Source organism: Thermus sp. KWY1, from assembly GCF_057547025.1.
Genome location: NZ_BAAJPG010000002.1, coordinates 1 through 20,418 on the forward strand (window position 1 = coordinate 1; position 20,418 = coordinate 20,418).

Below are 20,418 nucleotides of genomic sequence, written 5' to 3' on the forward strand. Positions count from 1 at the left end.
GTAATCGCGGATCAGCCATGCCGCGGTGAATACGTTCCCGGGCCTTGTACACACCGCCCGTCACGCCATGGGAGCGGGTTCTACCCGAAGTCGCCGGGAGCCTTAGGGCAGGCGCCGAGGGTAGGGCTCGTGACTGGGGCGAAGTCGTAACAAGGTAGCTGTACCGGAAGGTGCGGCTGGATCACCTCCTTTCTAAGGAGCATGAAGCCCGTTCCTGCGCTTTCAAGACCCCGCGGTCCAAGCCGGTGCAACCCCCTATGGGGGGTTTTCTTTTTTCCCAGGAAAAACCAGCCCCCCGCCCTAGGGCGGGGGGTTTTTCGTGGAGAGGCTAGAATCCCCTCACGTTCAGGAAGGGCTCGGGGTGCGGATTCCCCGAGGTGTTTTGCCAGGTGGCGGTGCTTTCGGCGTTTTGCAGAAGGGCCTGCTTCACCTGGGCCGGGGTGTAGCTGGGGTAGCGGGAAAGCACCAAGGCGGCAGCCCCGGCCACATGGGGGCTGGCCATGGAGGTGCCGCTGATGGTGTTGTAGCTGGTGGTGGAGGAGTTCCAGGTGGAGAGGATGGAAACCCCGGGGGCGGCGAGGTCCACATCGGGGCCGTAGTTGGACCAGGAGGGCCAGTCGTCCTGGCTGTTGGTGGCGCTTACGGTGATGACCTCGTCGTAGGCGGCGGGGGTATGGTTGGCGGCGTTGTCGCCCTCGTTGCCGGCGGCCACCACCACGGTGATCCGGTAGTCGCACACCGCCTTCTGGATGACGTTGTGGAAGGCGTTGGTGGAGCGGGTGCTGGGGCAGTACTGGCCATCCTGGTCGTCGGTGCCGCTCCCCCCAAGGCTCATGTTGATCACCTTGGGCTTGCCCCCGTTGTTGTGACCGATCACCCAGTTGATGCCCTGGACGATACCGCTGGTGGAGCCGGAACCTGAGCCGGAGAGGACCTTCACCGCCCATAGCTCGGCGGCGGGGGCCACGCCCAAGACGCCCACGCTGTTGTTCACCGCGGCCACCGTGCCCGCCACATGGGTGCCGTGGCCGTTGTCGTCGTCGTAGGCCGTGCGGCACTTACCCCGACACTTCACCACCGCATACCCCCCCATCAGGTTGGTGAGGTCCTCATGCCCCACCTTGATGCCGGTGTCCACCACGTACACGGAGACGTTGGCGCCCTTGGCGGTGGTGGTGGGGGCGCCGATGCGGTCCACCCCCCAGGGGATGGTCTGGGCGTAGGCCTTCACCTCCTGGTCCGGGGTCAGGGCGTAGACCCTGGGGTCCTGGGCCAGGCGCTGGGCCTGGGTGGGGGTGAGGTTGCGGAGGATGACGGCCCCCAGGGCCTCGAGGCGGTCCTCTGCGGGGATGGAGAGGCCGTGGGCCCTTTCCAAAGCGGCAAGGCGTTCGGAGAAACGGGCGGGAAGCGTGGGCGAGGCTGTGGGCTCCAGGATGGCGATGTAGGTCTGGCCCGCTTCCCTAAGGGCCTGGGGTTGCACCGTGGCCTGCTGCTGGCAGGCGGCCAGGACCAGAAGGCTTAAAGCCAAGATGAGTTTCTTCATACTCCCCCCTTGCGGTACGCTGGCAACTCTATGCCCGGAGGCCTGGGGTTGTCAAGGCCTATAGTGGAAGGCATGGACTTTCTCCTGGCGCTTTCCCGCCCTCCTTTGGTCCTCGGGGTGGATCCCAGGCCCGAGCTTCACGGGCGTGAGCCCGTTGCCCACTTGAAGCGGTACACGGTGGAGCTTCTTGAGGCCTTGGCTCCCAGGCTGGCTGCGGTCAAGTTCCAGCTGGCCTTCTTTGAGGCCCTGGGCCCGGAGGGGCTCGGGCTTCTTTTTGAGCTGGCCAGCGCCGCACGGGTCATGGGCCTGCCCGTGATCTTTGACGGGAAGCGGGGGGATATCGGTTCCACCGCCGAGGCTTACGCCCGAGCCTACCTCCTGCGCTTTCCTGGAAGCGCCCTCACCGTGAACCCCTACCTGGGCCTGGATACCCTCACACCCTTCTTCCAGGCGGCCCGGGAAAGCCAGGGGGCGGTTTTCGTCCTGGTCAAGACCTCAAACCCAGGATCAGGGTTTTTGCAGGATCTTCTGGTGGAGGGAAGGCCCCTTTACCTCCACCTGGCGGAGGCCCTGGCCCGGGAGGGGGAGGGATACCGGGAAGGGGAGTGGAGCCGCGTGGGCATGGTGGTGGGGGCCACTTACCCGGAGGTGGTCTTGACGGTGCGGGAAAAGGCTCCCCGCGCTCCCTTCCTCCTCCCCGGCATAGGGGCCCAGGGGGGAAGGCCCTTGAAGGGCCCCGGCCTTTTGAACACCGCAAGCCGCGCCCTTTTCTATCCGGGGGGCAGGCCAGATCTGGAGGGAGCCTTACAGGCGGCGGAGGACTTCCATAGGGCTTTGGTAGAGTAGGGGGGATGGATGTCCTGGAGCTCTACCGCAGGACGGGAGCCCTTCTGGAAGGGCACTTTCTCCTGCGCTCGGGGTTGCACTCGCCCATCTTCCTGCAATCCGCTGCCCTCCTGCAGCATCCCCTCTATGCGGAGGCGGTGGGGGAGGCCTTAGGCAAGCTATTTGAAGACGAGAAGGTGGATTTCGTCATCGGCCCGGCCCTGGGGGGTGTGGTGCTCTCCTTCGTGGTGGCCAAGGCCCTGGGGGCCAGGGCCCTCTTCGCCGAGAAGGATGGCCAGGGAGGCATGACCCTGCGCAGGGGCCTCACCGTGAACCCAGGGGACCGTTTTTTGGCGGTGGAGGATGTGGTGACCACCGGGGAGAGCGTGCGCAAGGCCATTCGGGCGGCGGAGGCCAGGGGAGGGGTTTTGGTGGGCGTGGGGGCCATCGTGGACCGAAGCAGGGGGGAGGCGGACTTCGGTGTTCCCTTCCGGGCCCTCCTGAAGCTGGAGGTGCCCCAGTACCTTCCCGAAGCCTGCCCCCTGTGCCGGGATGGTGTGCCCTTGGAGGAGGTCTGAGGCCATGCGCCCTCTGGCCTTTCTTCTTGTTCTTTTTCCCTGGGCCATGGCCTCTTCTGCGGTGGAGTTGGCCCGCCAGGCGGCGGAGGCCTGGCTTGCGGGAAAGCTTTCGCCGAGCCTCGAGGAGGTCCTGAGGGCTTCCCCTGAGGAGGCCCCGAAGCTTTTGGAGCGCTACGCCCTTTTCCCACCGCCTCCCAGGGGCCTCTCCCTCAACCTGGATAGCCCCAGGGTGGAAGGAAACCGGGTCCTTTTCCCCGCGGCCGTGGGGGAGGAGGTGGGGGAGGTGGTGGTGGTCCTGGAGGGCGGCGAGGCCAAGCGGGTCTACTTCCGCCCCGAGGGGCTTGCCCTTCCCGGGTACCTCCTTAACCCGGCCTCGGGGTGGGGGTTTTTGCTCCTTTCCCTCTTCTTTGGCTTTCTCCTCTTCCAGCCCTCGCCCTTTCGCGCCTGGCTTTTGGAGGCCCTGGCCCTTCTTCGCGCCTATAGGGGGCTTTACCTTTTCACCAACCTCTTCCTCTATGGCCTCTTTGCCCTCGGGAGTTTGCTGGCCTACGGGATGCCGGAGATGGCCCGGGCGGTGCAGGCCCTTTTCGGCGGGGCCCTCGAGGCTATAGGCTTGGAGGAGGCCACGGGAAAGGGCATCCTGGTCTTGGCCGGGGTGATCTTCCACTGGAACTTCGGCCAGGGGCTTTTCCTCACCGGGCTTCTGCCCGCCTTGCTTTTGGGGGTTCCCGTCTTTCTTTTGAACGCCCTCCGCTATCTGGTCTTCGGCTTCGCCCTGTCCCCGGCGCTTCTGGGCGCCGCCTTCCTGGTTCACCTCCCCACCCTTCTCCTGGAGCTTCAGGCCTACATCCTGGTCACCTTCGGGGGACTTGTGCTCCTGGCCAAGACGGCGGGAGGGGAGGGGTATAGGAAGGGGCTTAGGGCCTTGCTCCTCACCTTCTACCTGGGGGCTCTTTTCCTGCTTTTGGCGGCCTGGTATGAGGCCTGGGAGGTGAGCGTGCTCCTATGAAGGTGGCCATCCTGGGGGCTGGGGCCTGGGGCACCGCCTTGGCGGTCCTTCTGGCCAGCAAGGGGATTCCCACGGCCCTCTGGGCCAGGAGGAAGGAGCAGGCGGAGGCCCTCAGGGCCAGCCGGGAGAACAAGGACTACCTGCCGGGGGTGGCCCTCCCCGCTTACCTTTACCCCACCGCCGACCCGGAGGAGGCCTTGGAGGGAGTGGAGCTGGCTGTGGTGGCCCTGCCCTCCAAGGCCCTGGAGGACACCTTAAGGGCTCTGCCCCGGGCCCCGTGGTACCTTTCCGCCACCAAGGGGCTTTTCTTCAAGGAGGGAAGGCTTCACACCCCCAGCGAGGTGGTGGAAGCCTTGACTGGCAGGTCCGTGGCCGCCCTTTCCGGTCCCAACCACGCGGAGGAGGTGGCCCGCTTTCTCCCCACGGCCAGCGTGGCGGCGGGTCCCTTGGAGCTGGCCAAAAGGGTACAGGAGCTTTTCTCCGGGCCCACCTTCCGGGTCTACACCAGCCAGGACCGGCGGGGGGTGGAGCTGGGCGGGGCCTTGAAGAACATCCTGGCCCTGGCGGCGGGGATGGTGGACGGGCTTCGCCTGGGGGATAACGCCAAGGCGGCCCTCCTCACCCGGGGCCTTAGGGAGATGGTGCGCTTCGGTACCGCCCAGGGGGGAGAGGAGGCCACCTTTTATGGGCTTTCCGGCCTGGGGGATCTCCTGGCCACCGCCTATAGCCTCCACTCCCGGAACCGGGGAGCGGGGGAGAGGCTGGTGCGGGGCGAGGCTTTGGAGCGCCTCGAGGACCGGGGGGTGGTGGAGGGTCTCTATGCGGTCAAGGCCCTCATGGCCTGGCGGGAGCGAACCGGGCTTGAGCTTCCCATCGCCGAGGCGGTGTACCAGGTGGTCTATGAGGGGCTGGATCCCTTGAAGGCCCTTTCTGCCCTCATGGCCCGCGAACCCAAGGGGGAGTAGCCCCTTAAGCCCCAGCAAACCCATACTATGAGGAAGTCTTCCGCCTTTAAAGCACCTCGGCCAGAAAGCCCAGAAGGGCCGTGCGGAAAGCCTTGGGGTTTTCCAGGTTGGCCAGGTGCCCGGCCTCGGGGAGGATGAGCAGGCGGGCGTCGGGCAGGGCCTTGGCCATCCGCTTGGCCTCCTCCGGGGGGGTTAGGGTGTCCTCCTCCCCCACCAGGACCAGGGCCGGGCGGCGCATCCCGGGAAGAAGGGGGGTGGAGTCGGGCCGTTCCGCCAGGGCCAGGAGGCTTCCTGCCACCGCCTCGGGGCTGGCCTCCAGAATGAGGGCTTTGGCCCTTGCCACCACCTCGGGCTTCTCCTCCTGCGTGGTCTTGCCCAGGTGGTTTGGGAGAAGGGCCTCGGGGAGGAAGCCCACCCCTTCCGCCAGAACCCTTTCCCTTAGGGCATAGCGGTTCTTCCTGCCCTCCTCGGTGTCGGCCCCCGCGCGGGTATCTGCCAGCACCAGGCCCAGGAAGCGCTCGGGGGCCCTGCGCCAAAGTTCGAAGATGAGGTAGCCCCCCATGGAAAGCCCCACGAAGACGGCCTCCTCGAGGCCCGCCTCATCCATCTCCCCCAGCACCCTATCCGCTGCCTGGGAAAGGGATAGCCCCAGGTAATGGGGGGCCAGGACGGGAAGCCGCCCCCGAAAGTAGCCCATCTCCTCTTCCCACATCCGGGGGTTGTAGGGGAAAGCGTGCAGAAACACCACGCCTCGCATCTAGGCCTCCTTCACGGATTCCCCCTCGAGGCCCAAGGCCTTGAGCCGGGCGATGAGGCTTGGGTCTTCCACCACCACATAGTTGCGCCCATCCTGGCTCTCCGCCCTAAGGAGCCCAGCCTTGGCGGCCTCCTTCCAGGCCTCCATGAGGTCGGGGTACTGGACCAGCAAGGGGGTCACCTTGTGGGCGGGGTAACGCCTCACCGCAAGGCCTCCTCGAGGGCGTGCCAGGCCAGGGTGGCGCACTTCACCCGGGCGGGGAGCTTGGCCACCCCCTGAAGGGCCAGGAGATCCCCAAGGGCCGGGTCGGGGGGGGCTCCTTCCACCACCATGGCCTGGAACTTCTTGGAAAGCTCCAGGGCCTCCGCCACCTTCTTCCCCTTCACCAGCTCGGTCATCATGGAGGCGCTTGCGGTGCTGATGGCGCACCCTTGACCCTGGAAGCGGATGTCGGCGATGGTATCCCCTTCCAGCCGCACCATCACCTCCACCTGGTCCCCACAGGAAGGGTTCATGCCCCCGGCGGTCTTGGTGGCCTGGGGCAGGACCCCGAAGTTTTTGGGGCTCTGGTAGTGCTTGAGGATGATCTCCCGGTAAAGCTCGTCAAGGACGCTCATGGATTCCCCCATTATAGCCAGGCCCGGTACCGGGTGTGGATGCGAAGGAGGGCTTCCACGAAGCGGTCCACCTCCTCGAAGGTGTTGTAGAGGTAGAAGCTCGCCCGGGCCGTGGCCGCAAGGCCCAGCTTCCGGTGCAGGGGTTGGGCGCAGTGGTGCCCTGCCCTTACCGCGATCCCCTCCTGGTCCAGGAAGGTGGCCAGGTCATGGGGGTGGAGGCGGCCTAAGGTGAAGGGGATCACCCCGCCCCGGTCCTCCCCCTTGGGGCCGTACACCTTGAGGTCCGGCACCTCGGCCAGGCGCTTTAGGGCGTATTCCAAAAGGGCCCGGTCATGGGCATAGACCCGTTCCATGCCGATCTCCATCAGGTAGCTGGCCGCTTCTCCCAAGGCGATGGCCTCGGCGATGGGGGGGGTGCCGGCCTCAAAGCGCTGGGGCGGGGGGGCGTAGGTGGAGCGGTCCACGTGGACCTCCCGGATCATCTCCCCTCCTCCCAGGAAGGGCATCATCCCCTCCAGGACCTCGTACCGTCCAAAGAGCACCCCGGCCCCTGTGGGCCCCAACATCTTGTGGCCGGAGAGGGCAAAGAAGTCGGCCCCCAGGGCCTTCACGTCCACGGACAGGTGGGGGGCGCTTTGCGCCCCGTCCACCACCACCAGGGCCCCCACCTCCTTGGCCCTCCTGGCGATCTCCGCCACGGGGTTGATGGTGCCCAGGACGTTGGACATGTGGACCACGGAAACCACCTTGACCCTTTCCGTGAGGAGGGTGTCCAGGGCGGAAAGGTCCAGCCGGCCCTCCTCGGTGAGGGGGATGGCCTTGATCCGGGCTCCCTTGAGCCCCGCCACCAGGTGCCAGGGCACAAGCCCTGCGTGGTGCTCCATTTCCGTGACCAGGATCTCGTCGCCCTCCTTAAGGTTCCTTAAGCCCCAAGCGTAGGCCACCAGGTTCAGGGCCTCGGTGGTGTTGCGCACGAAGATGATCTCCCTTTCCTCGGCGTTGAGGAAGCGGGCCATGCGGCGCCTTGCCTCCTCGTAGGCCTCGGTGGCCGCCACGGAGAGGCGGTAAGCCCCGCGGTGGACGTTGGCGTTGAGCTCCCGGTAGTAGCGGTCCAAAGCCTCCAGGACCCGCTTGGGCTTCTGGCTGGTGGCGGCGGAGTCCAGGTAGACCAGATCCGGCCGCCCCGCAATCAAGGGGAAGTCTTCCCTTAGGCTGGTGAAGTCCATGCCTCCAGTCTAGCCCTAGGCGTCCAGGTGCGCCCGCCTTAGGAGAAGGGCGTTGAAGGCCACCACCACGGTGGAGAGGCTCATGAAGAGGGCACCGAGGGCCGGAGGGAGGAGGAAGCCGAAAGGGTAGGCCGCGCCCGCGGCCAGGGGCAGGGCGATGGCGTTGTACCCCGTGGCCCAGAACAGGTTTTGGAGCATCTTCCTCCGGGTGGCCCGGGCCAGGTGGAGGAGGCGGACCACGTCCAGGGGATCGCTCTTGACCAGCACCACATCGGCGGATTCCATGGCCACATTGGTCCCCGCTCCGATGGCCACCCCAAGATCCGCCTCCAAGAGGGCAGGGGCGTCGTTGATCCCGTCCCCTACAAAGGCGGTGGGGCCTTGGGATTTTAGTTCCCGCACGATACGGGCCTTGTCCTGGGGTAGCACCCGGGCGTGGTAGCGCTCTATCCCCAGCTCCCGGGCCACGGTTCGGGCCACGGCCTCCGCGTCCCCGGTGAGCATCACCGGGGTGATCCCCATGCGCTTCAGGGCGTCTATCGCCTGCTTGGCCGTGGGGCGGAGGCGGTCGCGGAGGGCCAGGTAGGCGAGGACCCGACTTTCGTCCATCAGGGCCACCACGCTCTCCCCCCGGGCCTCGGCCTCCTCCAGGCCCTGCCGCAGGGAAGGGGGCACTTCCAGGCCCAGCTCCCCCGCCCACTCTGGGCGGCCCACCCGGTAGAGGCGGCGTTCCACCCGGCCCTCCACCCCTTTCCCGGGGATGGCCCGGAAGTCCTGGACCGAGGGGAGGGGAAGCCCCCGCTCCTTGGCGGCCTCCAGGATGGCCTGGGCCAGGGGGTGCTCGGAGAGGGCCTCGAGGGCCGCGGCCAAGGTTAGGGCCTCCTGCTCCCCAAGGCCATCCGCATACACCGCCCGCACCTCAAACTGCCCTTCGGTGAGGGTGCCGGTCTTGTCCAGGGCCACGTACCGGAGGCCCGTGGCCCGCTCAAAGGCCTCCCGGTTGCGAATAAGGATTCCCCTTTGGGCGGCCATGGCTGTGGCGTTGACCACCACCAAGGGTATGGCCAGGCCCAGAGCGTGGGGACAGGCGATAATCACCACGGTCACCGCCCGCTCCAGGGCGAAGGACAAGGATGCGTCGGCTAGAAGCCATAGGAGGAAGGTTGCGCTTCCACCCAGCACCGCCACGTAGAAAAGCCACCCCGCGACTCGTTCACCAAGGTCCTGAAACCGGCTCCGGGAAACCTGGGCTTCCTCCACCAGGCGCATGATCTGCCCCAGGGTGGTGGAGGTTCCGGTGCGGGTTACCCGGACTTGGATGGCTCCTTCCCCGTTCAGCGCCCCAGCCAGCACCTCGTCCCCCACCCCTTTGGCCACGGGCCGGGACTCCCCGGTGAGGAAGGCCTCGTTCATGCTGGTGGCTCCTTCCACCACCACGCCATCCGCAGGCACCTGCTCCCCCGGGCGGATGAGGATGAGGTCGCCTTCCTTTAGGGCCTCGGTGGGCACGTCCTCAATCCGGCCATCCCGGAGCCGGTGGGCCGTCTGGGGCATCAGCTTGGCCAAGGCCCTTAGGGCCTCCCCTGCCCCCAGGATGGCCTTCATTTCCAGAAAATGGCCCAGGAGCATCACGTCCACCAAGGTGGCCAGTTCCCACCAGAAGGGTTTCCCCTTTAGGCCCAGCTCCACGGCCAGGCTGTAGATATAGGCCACGGTGATCCCCAAGGCCACCAGGGTCATCATCCCCGGCCGCCTTCCCCTTAGCTCCCGGCTGGCACCCTGGAGAAATACGCCCCCGCCATAGAAGTAGATGAGGGTTCCGAGGAGGAGGGGGATCCAGGAGGCTCCCTCCCAGGGGGGAAGGCCGAGGAGGCCCCGCACCTCCTCGGAGACGTAAAGGATCGGCAGGGTGAGGAGAAGCGAGACCAGGAAGCGATTCCAGAACATCTCCGGGGTATGGCCGGCATGCCGGTCCAAAGCCTTAGTAGAGGCAGTGTGGGAAGGGTGGTGGTGGTGGTGATGGTGGTGGGGAGGCATTAGCTCACCTCCAGAATCCCCATCATGCCCCGGTCCTCGTGCTCCACGATGTGGCAGTGGAAGACGGTTTTCCCGGGCAGGTTCCTAAGGGGAACCAGAAGGCGCACCACCTCCTTAGCCTTTAGGTTCACCACGTCCTTGAGGGCGCGGTAAGGAAGGGGCTTGCCGTTCACCGAGAGAACCTGGAAGGGATGGGTGTGGAGGTGGAAGGGATGGTCCATGTCTCCTTGGTTTTCCAACTCCCAGACCTCGAGGTCCCCCGCCCGTCCCTGGAAGTCCACCCTGAGGTGATCAAAGGTTCGGCCGTTGATGAAGAACTTCCCGGCCATCATGTCCTCCGTGAAGGTGATGCGCCGGGTCACCCTGGCCTGGTTGGGGCTGAGGGCGGGCAGTTTGGCCAGGGCCTTGGGCAGGGGGAGGGGTTTGGGGCGGGGCGGGGCCACCAGGGTGAGGAGGGTTTGCGGGCCGCTGGGGGTTGTCCCCATGGACATTCCTCCGTGGCCCATGTGCTCCATCCCGCCCATCGTGTGGACCCCCCGGTCGTAGGGAAGGGCGAGGAGGCGGAAGGCCCCTTCCTTCTGGAAGCGCACCAGGACCTCTGCCCGTTCCCCGGGGGCCAGGAGGAGTTCGGGGACCTCATAGGGTTCCTCCAGGAAGCCCCCGTCGCTGGCGATGAGGTAAAGGGGATGCCCTTCCAACTGGAGCCGGTAGTAGCGGGCGTTGCTGGCGTTCAGGAGGCGGAGGCGCAAGGTGGCCTTGCTGGCCCGCAAGGTGGGGCGGGAAGCCCCGTTGACCAGAAGAAGGTTGCCCTCCTTGCCGTTGATCCAGTCCATGGGGGTGTGGGCGGCGGGACGGCCCGATGCGAGCTCCAGGTCCTTGAGGACCAAAAGGTGCTCCTCGGCTTCCCGGAGTTCGGGAATCCCGTCCACGGGGCTTTCCACCACAATGGCCCCCGCTAGTCCGGCGAAGAGCTGGGGAGCCACCCGTTCGTGCAGGTGGGGGTGGTACCAGAAGGTGCCCGCCAGGTCCTGGGGCACGGTGAACTCGTAGCGCCAGGTTTCCTTGGAGGGTATCTCCAGGAGGGCATCGTCCACCTTAGGAGGGATGGGAAGCCCGTGCCAGTGCAGGTTCGTGGACTCGGGAAGGAGGTTTTCCAGCTCGAGGCGCACGGTATCCCCAGGGCGTACCCTAAGGGTGGGCCCCGGAAAGCTACCCCCATAGGTCCAAAGCCGCGCCTCCCGCCCGGCTACGGTAACGGGGGTGGGGGCGGCCTTCAGCCGCACCTCCAGGAGCCCTTCCCGGCTTTTGAGAACCGGGGGCTCGGGAAAGGAGGCCTGGCCCCGGGCCAGGGGAGATAGAAGAAGGCCTGCCGTGAGCTTAAGAAGGGTTCGGCGGTCGGTATTCATACCCTTAGAGGATAGGGGGGGTTTGTAAAAGAAGTATAAAGGTCCCTCCAGAACCCCCTAGAGTTTGGCCAAGGCTTTCTCCAGCCGGTTTCTCGCCTCCTCGGCTACGGGTTTGAGCGCCTCCTGGGTTTCTGTAGGAAGGACCCGGAACATCTCCCTGGGATCCTGCAAGAGGACCTCCACGCCCTCTGGCCCCTCCTTGAGCACCGCATTGCAGGGGAGGAGGAGGCCGATATCGGGCTCGGCCTCGAGGGCCTTGGCCGCCAGGCTGGGGTTGCAGGCTCCCAGGATCAGGTAGGGGGGCCTTTCCAGGCCCAGGCGGGCCTTTAGGGTGGCGGCCACGTCGATCTCCGTGAGGATGCCGAAACCTTCTTCCCTTAGCGCGGTTTCCAACCGGGCCCGGGCCTCGGCCAGGCTGGTCTTCAGGGTTTTCCTTAAGTCCGTCATGGTACTCTCCCTACCTAAAGGGTAGCGGAACCTGAGAGAAAAGGCCTTTCGTGAAAGTTGTATTGAGGAGTTTTGGGGGGTATAGGAAAGGCCCTGGGCCCCGCCCGGGGCAGCTGCCCCGGGCAAGGGCCCTACCGGGGTCACTCTCCCAGGAAGAAGCCATGCCAGGTGTGGACCCAGACCTCCCCCGTGTAGGCATTCACGGAAAGCATGCCCTCCACCTCCTTGCGCCCGAAGTCAAAGGTGTAGTAGCCGGGGAAGGCCCCAGCCTCCAGGACCCGGGCCCCCGGGAGGTAGCCTTTTAGGAAGGTCTCGGCCAGCTTTTTGGCCTCCTCCAAGGGGAAGCGGACGGGAGCCTGTACCGGGCCTCCCATCATGCTGTAACGGGTGTTCCACATCATGTTGGGGCCGGGCTCCGGGGAGACCACCCCGGTGTAGCGGTCGGCGATGAGCTCAAAAAGCCCCTGCCCTTTCTCGTCCACCACCTGGGCGTAGTAGTTTTGGCTGAAGGCCATGAAGTCCTTAAGGCGTGCCCCCGGGTAGAGGCGCTTGGCGTAAGCCTCCATTCGCGCTTTGGCTTCTGCCTGGGGAATGGGGCGGGCTTCCGGGGGGTAAACCGCCATCATGCCCATCATCCCGTAACCGCCCATCATGCCGTAGCCCATCATCCCCGGGCCGTACTGCGGGCCGTAGCCCATCATCCCCGGACCAAAACCCCCCATCATGCCCTGGGTGAGGGCAAGGCCCAAGAGCAAAAGGCCCAGAACTCCTAAGACCATACCGTAGCGTTTCATGCTTCACCTCCCTTTTCCAGTTCCTTCCTAAGCCTTCTGTAGCTTTCCTCGTCCAGCTCGCCCCTGGCGTACCGGAGGCGCAGGGCCTCCAGGGCCTCATCCTTTTTGGGCCCGCCGCCTCCCCCCCAGGCCCGAAGCCCCAGGTAAAAGAGGCCAGCCAAGAGGGCCAGGATGAGGAGCATGTTGAGAAGCCCGAGGAACCACCCGAACCCCATGCTGCCGAAACCCATCATTCCCACGATCCACCTCCACCTATACCCTAGACCGGTACTGTTAAGCTGGCGTAAAGGAGCTGGCTTTACCTGGGCTTAACATTGGGCCCCTAGTCTTTACGTAGATGCCAAGAGGATACGTGAGGCTTGGTTTCGCTTTCCTGGTCCTGATTGGGTTGGCCTTGGGAAGTGGGTTACTGAAAGAGGTATCCTGGGAGCTTTACCGGGTAGCCAACTCCTTATACGCCCTCTTGGCCCCGTGGGTGGACGGGCTGAGGCGGGAGGTGGGGGTGCCATGGCTTTCCGCTTTTCTCCTGGGAGTCCTGGCGGCCTTCGCTCCCTGCCAGATCACCACGGGGGCCAGTGCCCTGGCCTACCTGGCTCCTTCCGCCCTCGAGGGGAGGGTCTGGCCCCGGTTTCTGGCCTTTCTCCTGGGGAAGGCCTTCACCTACCTGGCGCTGGCCGGGGTCGTTCTCTTTTTCCTGGGCGGGGTTTTGGACAACCCCGGGGCGGTCTTCCGCCCGGTGCGCTTGGCCCTTGGCCCCTTCATGGTCCTGGTGGGCTTGGGCCTTTTGGGGGTGGTGCGCTGGCCCCTGGCCTGGGGGGTGCCGGAGGGCGTGGGGGCCCGGGTGGGAACGTGGGGCGGGCTTCTTGGGCCCCTAGCCCTCGGGGGGGTTTACGGCCTGGCCTTCTGCCCCACCCTCTTCTGGCTTTTTTTCGGTCTTTTGCTTCCCCTGGCCCTGGCCTCGCCCCTGGGTTTCCTGCTCCCCGGTGTGTTTGCCCTGGGGACGGGCCTCCCCTTGGGTTTGCTGCTACTGCTCTTCGCCCGCCTGGGCCGGGGCCAAGCCCTTAAGGGGATGCGCCATCTGGGGAGCGCGCTTTTGAGGGGTGCAGGAGGGGTCTTCGTGGTGCTGGGGATTTTGGACACGGTGCTTTACTGGAACCTCTAGCATGGGAGGCAAGGGCATGAAGAGGGGTCTAAGGGCCCGGTTTTTCGCGGCGCTTCTTCCCGCTCTTTCCCAGGGGCACGCCAGGGTAAGCGAGCCCTGGCGGAGGAAACTCCTGGGAGGCCTGGCGGGCACGGTGCTGGAGATCGGCCCGGGAACAGGGATTAACCTGGCCTACCTGCCGGATGGGGTCTACTGGCTGGGCCTCGAGCCCAATCCCCACCTGCACCCCTGGTTGGAAACGGCCTTGCGGCAGAGGGGAGTCTTGGGCGAGGTGCTGCTGGGCCAGGCGGAGGAGATTCCCCTGCCGCAGGAAAGCGTGGATGCCGTGGTGGCCACCTTGGTCCTCTGCTCGGTGGAGGACCCCAGGCGGGCTTTGGCGGAGATCCTTAGGGTGCTGAGGCCCGGGGGGCGGTTCGTCTTTTTGGAACACGTGGCCGCCCCTCAAGGTACGCTTCGCGTGACCGGGGTTCCTGCCTTCGCCGGGCCCAGGATTTCCTCTGTTCCCCTTGGGCCCTTCTGGGGGATGGTTGCCATCCCAACCGGGAAACCCTGGCCCTTATTCGGGAGGCAGGGTTTGCCCGGGTGGAAGCGGAGGCCTTTACCTTGCCCCTTCCCCTGGTAGCCCCCCATGTGGCGGGAATAGCCTGGAAGGCGTGGCCCTTAGCGCCCTTGCCAGAGGGTGCCCCTTTCGTCCACCCAGGCCAGCCAACCCTCCTCCTGGGGATGGGCGGTGAGGGCCAACACCGCTCCCTGCCAGATCCTGCGCCACCCCGCTTCCGTCCGCCGCCAGAGGCCGAGCTTTCCTCCCAGGTACAGGGTGCCCGAAGGGGAGAGGGCCAGGGGTCCCGGGGCGGGGTCAGGGGAGGGAATGGGGCGGAAGCTTTCGCCTCCATCCTCGCTCAGGAAGAGCCCCCTTTCCATAAGGGAAGCCCAGAGGCGGCCCTTTTGGTCCACCAGGAAGAAGGCCATCCCCGCTTTGGGCAGGCCCCGGGCGGGAAGCTTTGCCCAGGTCTGCCCGCCGTCCTGGCTGCGGAAGTAGCCGTAGGTGGCCTCGAGGGTGTAGTGGACCTCAGGCTTCCTGGGATCGATGGCATAGGCGTGGAGGTCCAGGGCGGGAAGGCCCTTGGGCCTTAGGTCGCGGAAGCGCTTGAGATCCCGGCTTTCCGCAAGGATCCAGTGCCCGGCCGCGATCAGGCGTTCGCCTCCCCAGGCCAGGTTCATGGCGTCCCAGTCCCGCCGCCGCACCAGGTCCTGGGAGGTGCTGTTGCTCCAGGCAACGATGCCGTCGTGGTGGCCCAGGAGCAGGACTCCCGAGGGGTGCCACAAAAGGGCGTGAACATCCCGCGTGGGCACCGGACCCAGGGGAGTTTGGGCCAGGGCGAGGCCGAGGAAGAGGGTAAAAAAGGTGAAAGGGCGCATGGCGTTCTACCGTGAGGCGAGGCGGAAGCCGGTAAGGCAGGTGGGGCTTTGGCTGAAGGTGGTCACGGAGCTGGTGGCTGCCAGGTTCCCCCAGCGGATCTCCAGGGTGTAGCGGCGGTTGCGGGGCAACCAGAGCTCAAAGAACCCGTCCTTCCCCGATCTGACCTGGGTCTTGAGCACCTCCTTTTCCCCCTCCAGCACCCGAACCTCAAAGACCTCCTCCTGGAGTTCCCCCGTGCAGCTGGAGAAGTAGTGGACCTGGCAGGGATGGGTACGGCTCACGTAGGGGGCTATCGCCAGGAGGAAGCGGTCCTTGAGGGCCACCTGGGCCTTGCGGCCGTCCGGGAACTCGAAGAAGAAGGCCTCGGGGGTCACGTAGCTCACCACCCTTTGCCCTTCCTCCCGCCACCGCTTGGCCAGAGCCAGGGCCTCTTCGGGCTTCAGGCCTTTGAGGGCCTCGGGGGAGGGAGTCTGGGCCAGGCCTAAAGCCACGCCTAGGGCAAGCGCCAGAAGCTTCTTCATGGCTCTCACCCTAAGCCTTGCCCGTTAAGCCTGTGTAAAGGGGCAGGGTGAAGCGGAAAACGCTTCCCCGGCCCAGCTGGCTTTCCACCCAGATCCTTCCCCCCATGGCTTCTACCAGGCTCTTGGCGATGGTGAGGCCCACTCCGGTTCCCCCATCCTGACGGCTGCGGGAGGGGTCTATGCGGTAGAAGCGCTCAAAGATGCGGGGAAGGTGTTCCTCGGGGATGCCGGGCCCTGTGTCCTCCACGCTGAAGACCACCGCCTGGCCTGTCCTTTCCGCCCCAAGCCTCACCCTTCCTCCCTCCGGGGTATGGCGGAGGGCGTTGGAAAGCAGGTTGGCGAGCACCTGGAGGGTCCGTTCCGCATCGGCCCAGACCCGGGGAAGAAAGGAGGGGGCCGCCACCTCCAGGGCCACTCCCTTGGCCTGGAAGGCGGGGCGGAAGCGTTCCGCCGCCTGTTCCAGGAGTTCTTTGGGATCCAGGGGCCCGGGGTGAAGCTCCACGGCTCCCGACTCCACCTGGGAAACCAGGGAGAGATCCCGGACCAGCCGGCTCATGGCCCGCACTTCCTGCTGAATCCTTTCCGCTGCCTTTTCGGGCTCCATGACCCCGTCCGCCAGGGCCTCGGCGTAGGCTTGCAGGGCGGACAGGGGAGTCCTGAGCTCGTGGGCCACGGTGCCGATGAGCTCCACCCGGCTTTGTTCCACCCGTTCCAGGGCCTCGGCCAGGCGGTTGAAGTGAAGGGCCACCTCGCCGAACTCGTCCCGTTCCAGGGGGGGAAGGCGCACCCGGTACTCCCCCTGGGCCATACGGCGGCTTCCCTCGGCCAGAAGCCTGGCGGTGCGGGAGAAGCGCAGGCTGGCGAAGGAGGCGGAGAGGGCGGCCCCGGCCACGGAGAGGGGAAGGGCGGCGAGGAGGGCGGTGGTGAGGGTGGAGCGGAGGCCTTCCTCGAGGTCCCGCCTTAAGGCCTCGCCCATCATGAGCCCGCCCATCATGGATAGGGCGTGGTACATGCGCTCCACATGCCCCCGGTAGAAGGAGGGGGCCAGGGTCTCCGCCAGGAGGAAGAAGAGGAACAGGGCCAGGAGGGCCACCAGAAGGTGGCTGAGGAAGAGCTTAGCGAAGAGGCGCATCGCCTTCCCGGAAGCGGTACCCCACCCCCCGTACCGTTTCGATGAACCGGGGGTTTTCCGGATCGTCCATGAGCTTTTTTCTCAAAGCAGCGATGTGCACGTCCACCACCCGGTCTATGCCCGGGAAGTCCGGTCCCCACACCTTTTCCAAGAGCCTTTCCCGGGTGAAGACCATGCCCGGGTGCTGGGCCAGGGTGAGGAGGAGGTCAAACTCCAGCTGGGAAAGGGGAAGGGGCTTGCCCTCCAGGTAGGCCTGCCGCTCCTTCGGAAGAAGGCGCAAGGGGCCGTAGCAGAGCTCCTCCTTGAGGCCGGCTCGCCTTAGGAGGGCCTTGACCCGGGCCACCACCTCCTTGGGGCTGAAGGGCTTGACCACGTAGTCGTCGGCCCCTAGCTCCAGCCCCTTAACCCTTTCCTCCTCCTCCCCCCTGGCGGTCAGCATGAGGATGGGAAGCTCGGGCCTTTCCCGGCGCACCTCCTCCAGGACCTTGAAGCCGTCCAGCTTGGGCAGCATGAGGTCCAGGATGATGAGGTCGGCCCGGGGAAAAAGCTCCAGGGCCTTTTCCCCATCCTTTGCCTCCAGCACCTCAAACCCAGCCCCCCTCAGGTAGGCCCCCAGGACCTCGAGGAGGGCTGGGTCGTCGTCCACCAGGAGAACCCTCATGCGAGCTCGCGCTTCATGCGCTCAAAGGTTTCCTTGTCGATCTCCCCCCGGGCGTACCGCTCCTTGAGGATCTCCAGGGCCCGGTCCCGGCGTTCCGGCACCAGGCTCCGGACCAGCCAGTAGACGAAGAGGCCCAGGAGGACGAACCAGAGAAGCCCGAAAAGGGGCCCCCACCAACCCATGTACCCCCAGTTGCCGCACCACCACATACCCATCACCTCCGGTTTCACCTTAGCCGGAGCCGGTTAAGCTCCGGTTAAGCTCTTCGGTTGGAATCCCCTCAGCCTCAAGGAGTTGGTGAGCACGAAGAGGCTGGAGAGGCTCATGGCCCCGGCCGCCAGCATGGGGTTCAGAAGAAGCCCGGTGAAGGGGTAAAGAGCCCCGGCTGCCACCGGAATGAGGAGGATGTTGTAGGCATAAGCCCAGAAGAAGTTGAGGTAAATGGTCCTTAGGGTGCGCCGGGATAGGAGGATGGCGTGCACCAATCCTTCCAGGCTCGGCGAAAGCAGGATCACATCCCCGGCTTCCACCGCGATGTCCGTGCCCGTGGCCAGGGCGATGCCCGCATCGGCCTGGGCCAAGGCGGCGGCGTCGTTGATGCCGTCCCCCACGAAGATCACCTTCCGCCCCTGGGCCTGGAGGTGCCGTATGGCCTCCACCTTACCCTCAGGGCGCACCCCGGCCAGCACCTCCTCTATGCCCAAGGCCTCGGCCACCCGCCTGGCCGGGATGGGATGGTCCCCGGTGAGGAGGACGGGTTTGAGGCCCAGGGCCTTTAAAGCGGCCACCACCCTTCGTGCCTCGGGCTTGGGGGGGTCAAAGACCCCGAAGGCGGCCAAAAGCCTCTCCCCATCCGCCAGGTAAAGGGGAGTGTAGCCCTTCTGGGAAAGCTCCTGGGCCTCCTGGGGAAGGGCCACCTTGAGCCGCTCCATGAGGGCTGGACCCCCCAGGTAAAGCCTTCTCCCCTCCACCACTCCCTCGATGCCCTCCCCGGGCAGGGCCCGCACCCCTTCGGCCTCGGGCAGGCTGAGATCCTTGGCTGCCTCCAGAACCGCCTTGGCGATGGGGTGTTCGCTTCCCCGCTCCAAGGCGGCGGCGAGGCACAAGGCTTCCTCAGGGCTTAGGGCAAACCCCAGGCGTTCCGTGAGGGTGGGCTTCCCTTGGGTCAGGGTCCCGGTTTTGTCCAGGACCACGGTATCCGCCCGGGCGAGGCCTTCGATGGCCTGGCCCTTGCGGAAAAGGAGGCCCATTCCCGCCGCCCTGCCCGTGGCCACGGCGATGGCCGCCGGGGTGGCGAGGCCCATGGCGCAGGGGCAGGCGATAAGGAGTACGGAAAGAAGGGCCACGAAGGCGTAGGAGAGGCCGGGCCCCAGAAGGAGCCAGAGGGCGAAGGTGATAAGGCCGATGAGGAGCACGATGGGCACGAAGACGCTGGCGATGCGGTCCGCCACCTCCTGCACCCGGGGCTTGTAGGCCTGGGCTTCCTCCACCAGGCGGGCCATCTGGGCCAGGACCGTGGCCTCCCCCACCCGGCTTACCCGGATGAGGAGGGGACCTTCCCCGTTCACCGTTCCCCCCACCACCTCATCCCCGGGCTTCTTGGCCTTGGGGATGGGCTCCCCGGTGAGCATGGCCTCGTCCACATGGCTGAAGCCCTCCACCACCACCCCATCTGCAGGGATGCGCTCCCCGGGAAGCACCCGCACCAGGTCCCCGGGGATGAGGGCCTCGGCGGGGATTTCCCTTTCCTCCCCTTCCTGAACCACCCGGGCGGTCTTGGGCCTCAAGGCCAGGAGCTTGCGGATGGCCTCCGAGGCCTTCCCCTTGGCCTTTTCCTCCAGGTGCTTGCCCAAAAGGATCAGGGCCAGGATCACCGCCCCCGCCTCGAGGTAGAGATGGCGGGCCTCCTCCGGGAAAAGGGTGGGAAAGAGCAGAACTAGAAAGGAGTAGAGGTAGGCGCTTCCTGCCCCCAGGGCCACCAGGGTGCTCATGCCCAGGGAACGGTGCCGGATCTCCGCCAGGGCCTGGCGGAAGAAGCGGCGGCCGGCGTAGAGGACGGGGAGGGCGGTGAGGGCCTGCAAAAGCGGAGGGAAGTGGGGAAGGGGAAGAAGCAGGGGCCCCATGGCTAGGAGAAGGGTGAGGAAGGCAAAGGGCAGGGCGATGAGGAGATCCAAGGGGTAAGCGGGGGCCCGTTTTTCCTCCTGGGCCACCTCCAGGGGCTCGTACCCTGCATCCCGGATGGCCTGGCGCAGGCGGGGGAGGGTCACGGTGTCCGGGAGGTACTCCACGAAGGCCTTCTCCGTGGCCAGGTTCACGTGGGCGGAAAGCACCCCGGGTAGCTTCTTCAAGGCCCTTTCCACCTGGGCCACGCAGGCGGCGCAGGTCATGCCCCGGATGGGGATCTCCACCCGGGCCACCACGGGCTCGTAGCCGGCTTCCTCCACCTGCTTCAGGACCTCCTTGAGGTCTATGCCTTCCTGAAGGCGCAAAAAGGCTTCCTCGGTGGTGAGGTTGACCCGGGCTTCCTCCACGCCCGGGGCCCTTTTCAAGGCCCTTTCCACCCGCACCACGCACGAGGCGCAGGTCATGCCCTTTACCCCTACCTTCACTTCCAATGCCATGGCTTCGTACCCCCTAGCGGAAACCCCTTTGCTTTCCCCGGGCTGGTGTGCCCTTGGGCCTCTACCCCGCCCTGGACCGGGTGGGATCAACGGTACTTGAGGGCCTCCATCAGCTCCTCCACGATTTCCTCCACGTCCCCCCGCTCGTGGGCGGTGGCCACGTGGTCCCGGAGGTGGGCCCTTAGGACCATCTCCCCCACCCGGTCCAGGGCACCCTCCACCGCCTTCAGTTGCTTCAGCACGTCCACGCAGTAGACGTGGGGATCCTCCAGCATGCGCAGGATGCCCTCGAGGTGGCCCTTGGCGGAGAGGAGGCGCCTTTTGGCCTCTTCCCGCACCTTGGGGTCCAGGTGGAGGGGGTGGCGGGGCACAGGGCCTCCTTAGCCCGCCAGGGCGGCCCGGTAGCCTTCCTCTTCCACGGCCCGGATCAAGGCCTCGGGGTCCGCCTTGCCCTCCACCAGGGCCTCGGCCCGTTCCAGGCTCACCTCGGCCTTCTCCACCCCGGGCACCTTCATGAGGGCCTTCTTGACCGCCATCACGCAGTGGTTGCAGGTCATGCCTTCTACCTTGAGTTTCAGCATCCCTTACCTCCCCCCACCCCAGGTGGGGTGGGTACTCCCACCCTAGCGCTTCTTCCGCCTGCCGTCAAGGACAAAGGCCCCAAGTCCTCCTTGGGGCCTTGCGAACGGGATGGGCG

General features: G+C 66.1%; 24 protein-coding genes and 1 rRNA gene. 7 read left to right on the plus strand and 18 right to left on the minus strand.

Going from position 1 to position 20,418, the window contains the following annotated elements:
- A 16S ribosomal RNA gene (locus AC27GT_RS00600) occupies window positions 1–192 on the plus strand; the annotation flags it as partial.
- A 136-nt stretch (window positions 193–328) separates the two neighbouring features.
- On the opposite strand, the gene AC27GT_RS00605 is transcribed toward AC27GT_RS00600, so the two are convergent.
- Window positions 329–1,543, minus strand: a complete 1,215-nt coding sequence (locus tag AC27GT_RS00605) for a S8 family peptidase (protein WP_015716284.1) — start codon at window positions 1,541–1,543, stop codon at window positions 329–331.
- Window positions 1,544–1,615: 72 nt separating this feature from the next.
- On the opposite strand from AC27GT_RS00605, the gene pyrF reads away from it, so the two are divergent.
- The 4 genes from pyrF to AC27GT_RS00625 are packed head-to-tail and all read left to right on the plus strand — an operon-like array spanning window position 1,616 to window position 4,920.
- Complete coding sequence (pyrF, locus tag AC27GT_RS00610) at window positions 1,616–2,389, plus strand: orotidine-5'-phosphate decarboxylase (RefSeq protein ID WP_038032552.1); 774 nt, start codon at window positions 1,616–1,618, stop codon at window positions 2,387–2,389.
- A 5-nt stretch (window positions 2,390–2,394) separates the two neighbouring features.
- Window positions 2,395–2,946 carry an orotate phosphoribosyltransferase gene (gene pyrE / locus AC27GT_RS00615; protein WP_015716286.1) on the plus strand — a complete coding sequence of 184 codons (552 nt, stop codon included), beginning with the start codon at window positions 2,395–2,397 and terminating at the stop codon, window positions 2,944–2,946.
- A gap of 4 nt (window positions 2,947–2,950) precedes the next feature.
- Complete coding sequence (locus tag AC27GT_RS00620) at window positions 2,951–3,955, plus strand: hypothetical protein (RefSeq protein ID WP_054392122.1); 1,005 nt, start codon at window positions 2,951–2,953, stop codon at window positions 3,953–3,955.
- Window positions 3,952–4,920, plus strand: a complete 969-nt coding sequence (locus AC27GT_RS00625) for an NAD(P)H-dependent glycerol-3-phosphate dehydrogenase (protein ID WP_487223370.1) — start codon at window positions 3,952–3,954, stop codon at window positions 4,918–4,920. The genes AC27GT_RS00620 and AC27GT_RS00625 overlap by 4 nt, the downstream gene beginning before the upstream one ends.
- 46 nt (window positions 4,921–4,966) lie before the next feature.
- Here AC27GT_RS00625 and AC27GT_RS00630 read toward each other — a convergent pair whose 3' ends face one another.
- The 9 genes from AC27GT_RS00630 to AC27GT_RS00670 form a co-directional block, all read right to left on the minus strand.
- On the minus strand, window positions 4,967–5,677 hold the full coding sequence (locus AC27GT_RS00630) for an alpha/beta fold hydrolase (protein WP_015716290.1): 711 nt from the start codon (window positions 5,675–5,677) through the stop codon (window positions 4,967–4,969).
- Window positions 5,678–5,881, minus strand: a complete 204-nt coding sequence (locus AC27GT_RS00635; protein WP_019551551.1) for a hypothetical protein — start codon at window positions 5,879–5,881, stop codon at window positions 5,678–5,680.
- Window positions 5,878–6,294 (minus strand): Fe-S cluster assembly sulfur transfer protein SufU, encoded by a 417-nt coding sequence (gene sufU, locus AC27GT_RS00640; protein ID WP_487223371.1) that lies wholly within the window; start codon window positions 6,292–6,294, stop codon window positions 5,878–5,880. Before sufU ends, AC27GT_RS00635 begins: the two co-directional genes overlap by 4 nt.
- Window positions 6,295–6,305: 11 nt before the next feature.
- Window positions 6,306–7,520: a cysteine desulfurase gene (locus tag AC27GT_RS00645; RefSeq protein ID WP_038071322.1), complete on the minus strand. Its 1,215-nt coding sequence runs from the start codon at window positions 7,518–7,520 to the stop codon at window positions 6,306–6,308.
- Between the two features lie 15 nt (window positions 7,521–7,535).
- Window positions 7,536–9,557 carry a heavy metal translocating P-type ATPase gene (locus AC27GT_RS00650; RefSeq protein WP_487223372.1) on the minus strand — a complete coding sequence of 674 codons (2,022 nt, stop codon included), beginning with the start codon at window positions 9,555–9,557 and terminating at the stop codon, window positions 7,536–7,538.
- Window positions 9,557–10,963 (minus strand): multicopper oxidase family protein, encoded by a 1,407-nt coding sequence (locus tag AC27GT_RS00655; protein ID WP_487223373.1) that lies wholly within the window; start codon window positions 10,961–10,963, stop codon window positions 9,557–9,559. Before AC27GT_RS00655 ends, AC27GT_RS00650 begins: the two co-directional genes overlap by 1 nt.
- 57 nt (window positions 10,964–11,020) lie before the next feature.
- The gene (locus AC27GT_RS00660; protein ID WP_054392110.1) at window positions 11,021–11,410 is read right to left on the minus strand and encodes a DUF302 domain-containing protein; all 390 of its coding nucleotides are present in this window, start codon (window positions 11,408–11,410) and stop codon (window positions 11,021–11,023) included.
- A 140-nt stretch (window positions 11,411–11,550) separates the two neighbouring features.
- A complete protein-coding gene (locus tag AC27GT_RS00665; RefSeq protein ID WP_487223374.1) occupies window positions 11,551–12,204 on the minus strand; it encodes a peptidase M4 in 654 nt (217 codons plus the stop codon).
- Window positions 12,201–12,437 carry an SHOCT domain-containing protein gene (locus AC27GT_RS00670; RefSeq protein ID WP_126177736.1) on the minus strand — a complete coding sequence of 79 codons (237 nt, stop codon included), beginning with the start codon at window positions 12,435–12,437 and terminating at the stop codon, window positions 12,201–12,203. Before AC27GT_RS00670 ends, AC27GT_RS00665 begins: the two co-directional genes overlap by 4 nt.
- A 104-nt stretch (window positions 12,438–12,541) precedes the next feature.
- Between AC27GT_RS00670 and AC27GT_RS00675 the strand changes: the two genes are divergently transcribed.
- Entirely contained in the window at window positions 12,542–13,366 is an 825-nt protein-coding gene (locus AC27GT_RS00675) for an urease accessory protein UreH domain-containing protein (protein WP_487223375.1), read from the plus strand.
- 16 nt (window positions 13,367–13,382) lie between these two features.
- Entirely contained in the window at window positions 13,383–13,988 is a 606-nt protein-coding gene (locus tag AC27GT_RS00680; protein ID WP_436411068.1) for a class I SAM-dependent methyltransferase, read from the plus strand.
- A gap of 38 nt (window positions 13,989–14,026) precedes the next feature.
- On the opposite strand, the gene AC27GT_RS00685 is transcribed toward AC27GT_RS00680, so the two are convergent.
- The 8 genes from AC27GT_RS00685 to AC27GT_RS00720 all read right to left on the minus strand — a co-directional run bounded on the left by AC27GT_RS00685 (window position 14,027) and on the right by AC27GT_RS00720 (window position 20,302).
- Window positions 14,027–14,785: a WD40/YVTN/BNR-like repeat-containing protein gene (locus AC27GT_RS00685; RefSeq protein WP_015716301.1), complete on the minus strand. Its 759-nt coding sequence runs from the start codon at window positions 14,783–14,785 to the stop codon at window positions 14,027–14,029.
- A gap of 6 nt (window positions 14,786–14,791) precedes the next feature.
- A complete protein-coding gene (locus tag AC27GT_RS00690) occupies window positions 14,792–15,307 on the minus strand; it encodes a CueP family metal-binding protein (RefSeq protein ID WP_015716302.1) in 516 nt (171 codons plus the stop codon).
- 10 nt (window positions 15,308–15,317) lie between these two features.
- The gene (locus AC27GT_RS00695) at window positions 15,318–16,439 is read right to left on the minus strand and encodes a sensor histidine kinase (RefSeq protein WP_015716303.1); all 1,122 of its coding nucleotides are present in this window, start codon (window positions 16,437–16,439) and stop codon (window positions 15,318–15,320) included.
- Window positions 16,423–17,100, minus strand: a complete 678-nt coding sequence (locus tag AC27GT_RS00700) for a response regulator transcription factor (protein ID WP_015716304.1) — start codon at window positions 17,098–17,100, stop codon at window positions 16,423–16,425. Before AC27GT_RS00700 ends, AC27GT_RS00695 begins: the two co-directional genes overlap by 17 nt.
- Window positions 17,097–17,309, minus strand: a complete 213-nt coding sequence (locus AC27GT_RS00705; protein WP_014510815.1) for an SHOCT domain-containing protein — start codon at window positions 17,307–17,309, stop codon at window positions 17,097–17,099. Before AC27GT_RS00705 ends, AC27GT_RS00700 begins: the two co-directional genes overlap by 4 nt.
- Before the next feature lie 36 nt (window positions 17,310–17,345).
- A complete protein-coding gene (locus tag AC27GT_RS00710) occupies window positions 17,346–19,721 on the minus strand; it encodes a heavy metal translocating P-type ATPase (protein ID WP_487223376.1) in 2,376 nt (791 codons plus the stop codon).
- A gap of 86 nt (window positions 19,722–19,807) precedes the next feature.
- Window positions 19,808–20,092 (minus strand): metal-sensitive transcriptional regulator, encoded by a 285-nt coding sequence (locus tag AC27GT_RS00715; RefSeq protein WP_015716307.1) that lies wholly within the window; start codon window positions 20,090–20,092, stop codon window positions 19,808–19,810.
- A gap of 9 nt (window positions 20,093–20,101) precedes the next feature.
- A complete protein-coding gene (locus AC27GT_RS00720; RefSeq protein WP_015716308.1) occupies window positions 20,102–20,302 on the minus strand; it encodes a CopZ family metallochaperone in 201 nt (66 codons plus the stop codon).
- Between the last annotated feature and the right edge of the window lie 116 nt (window positions 20,303–20,418).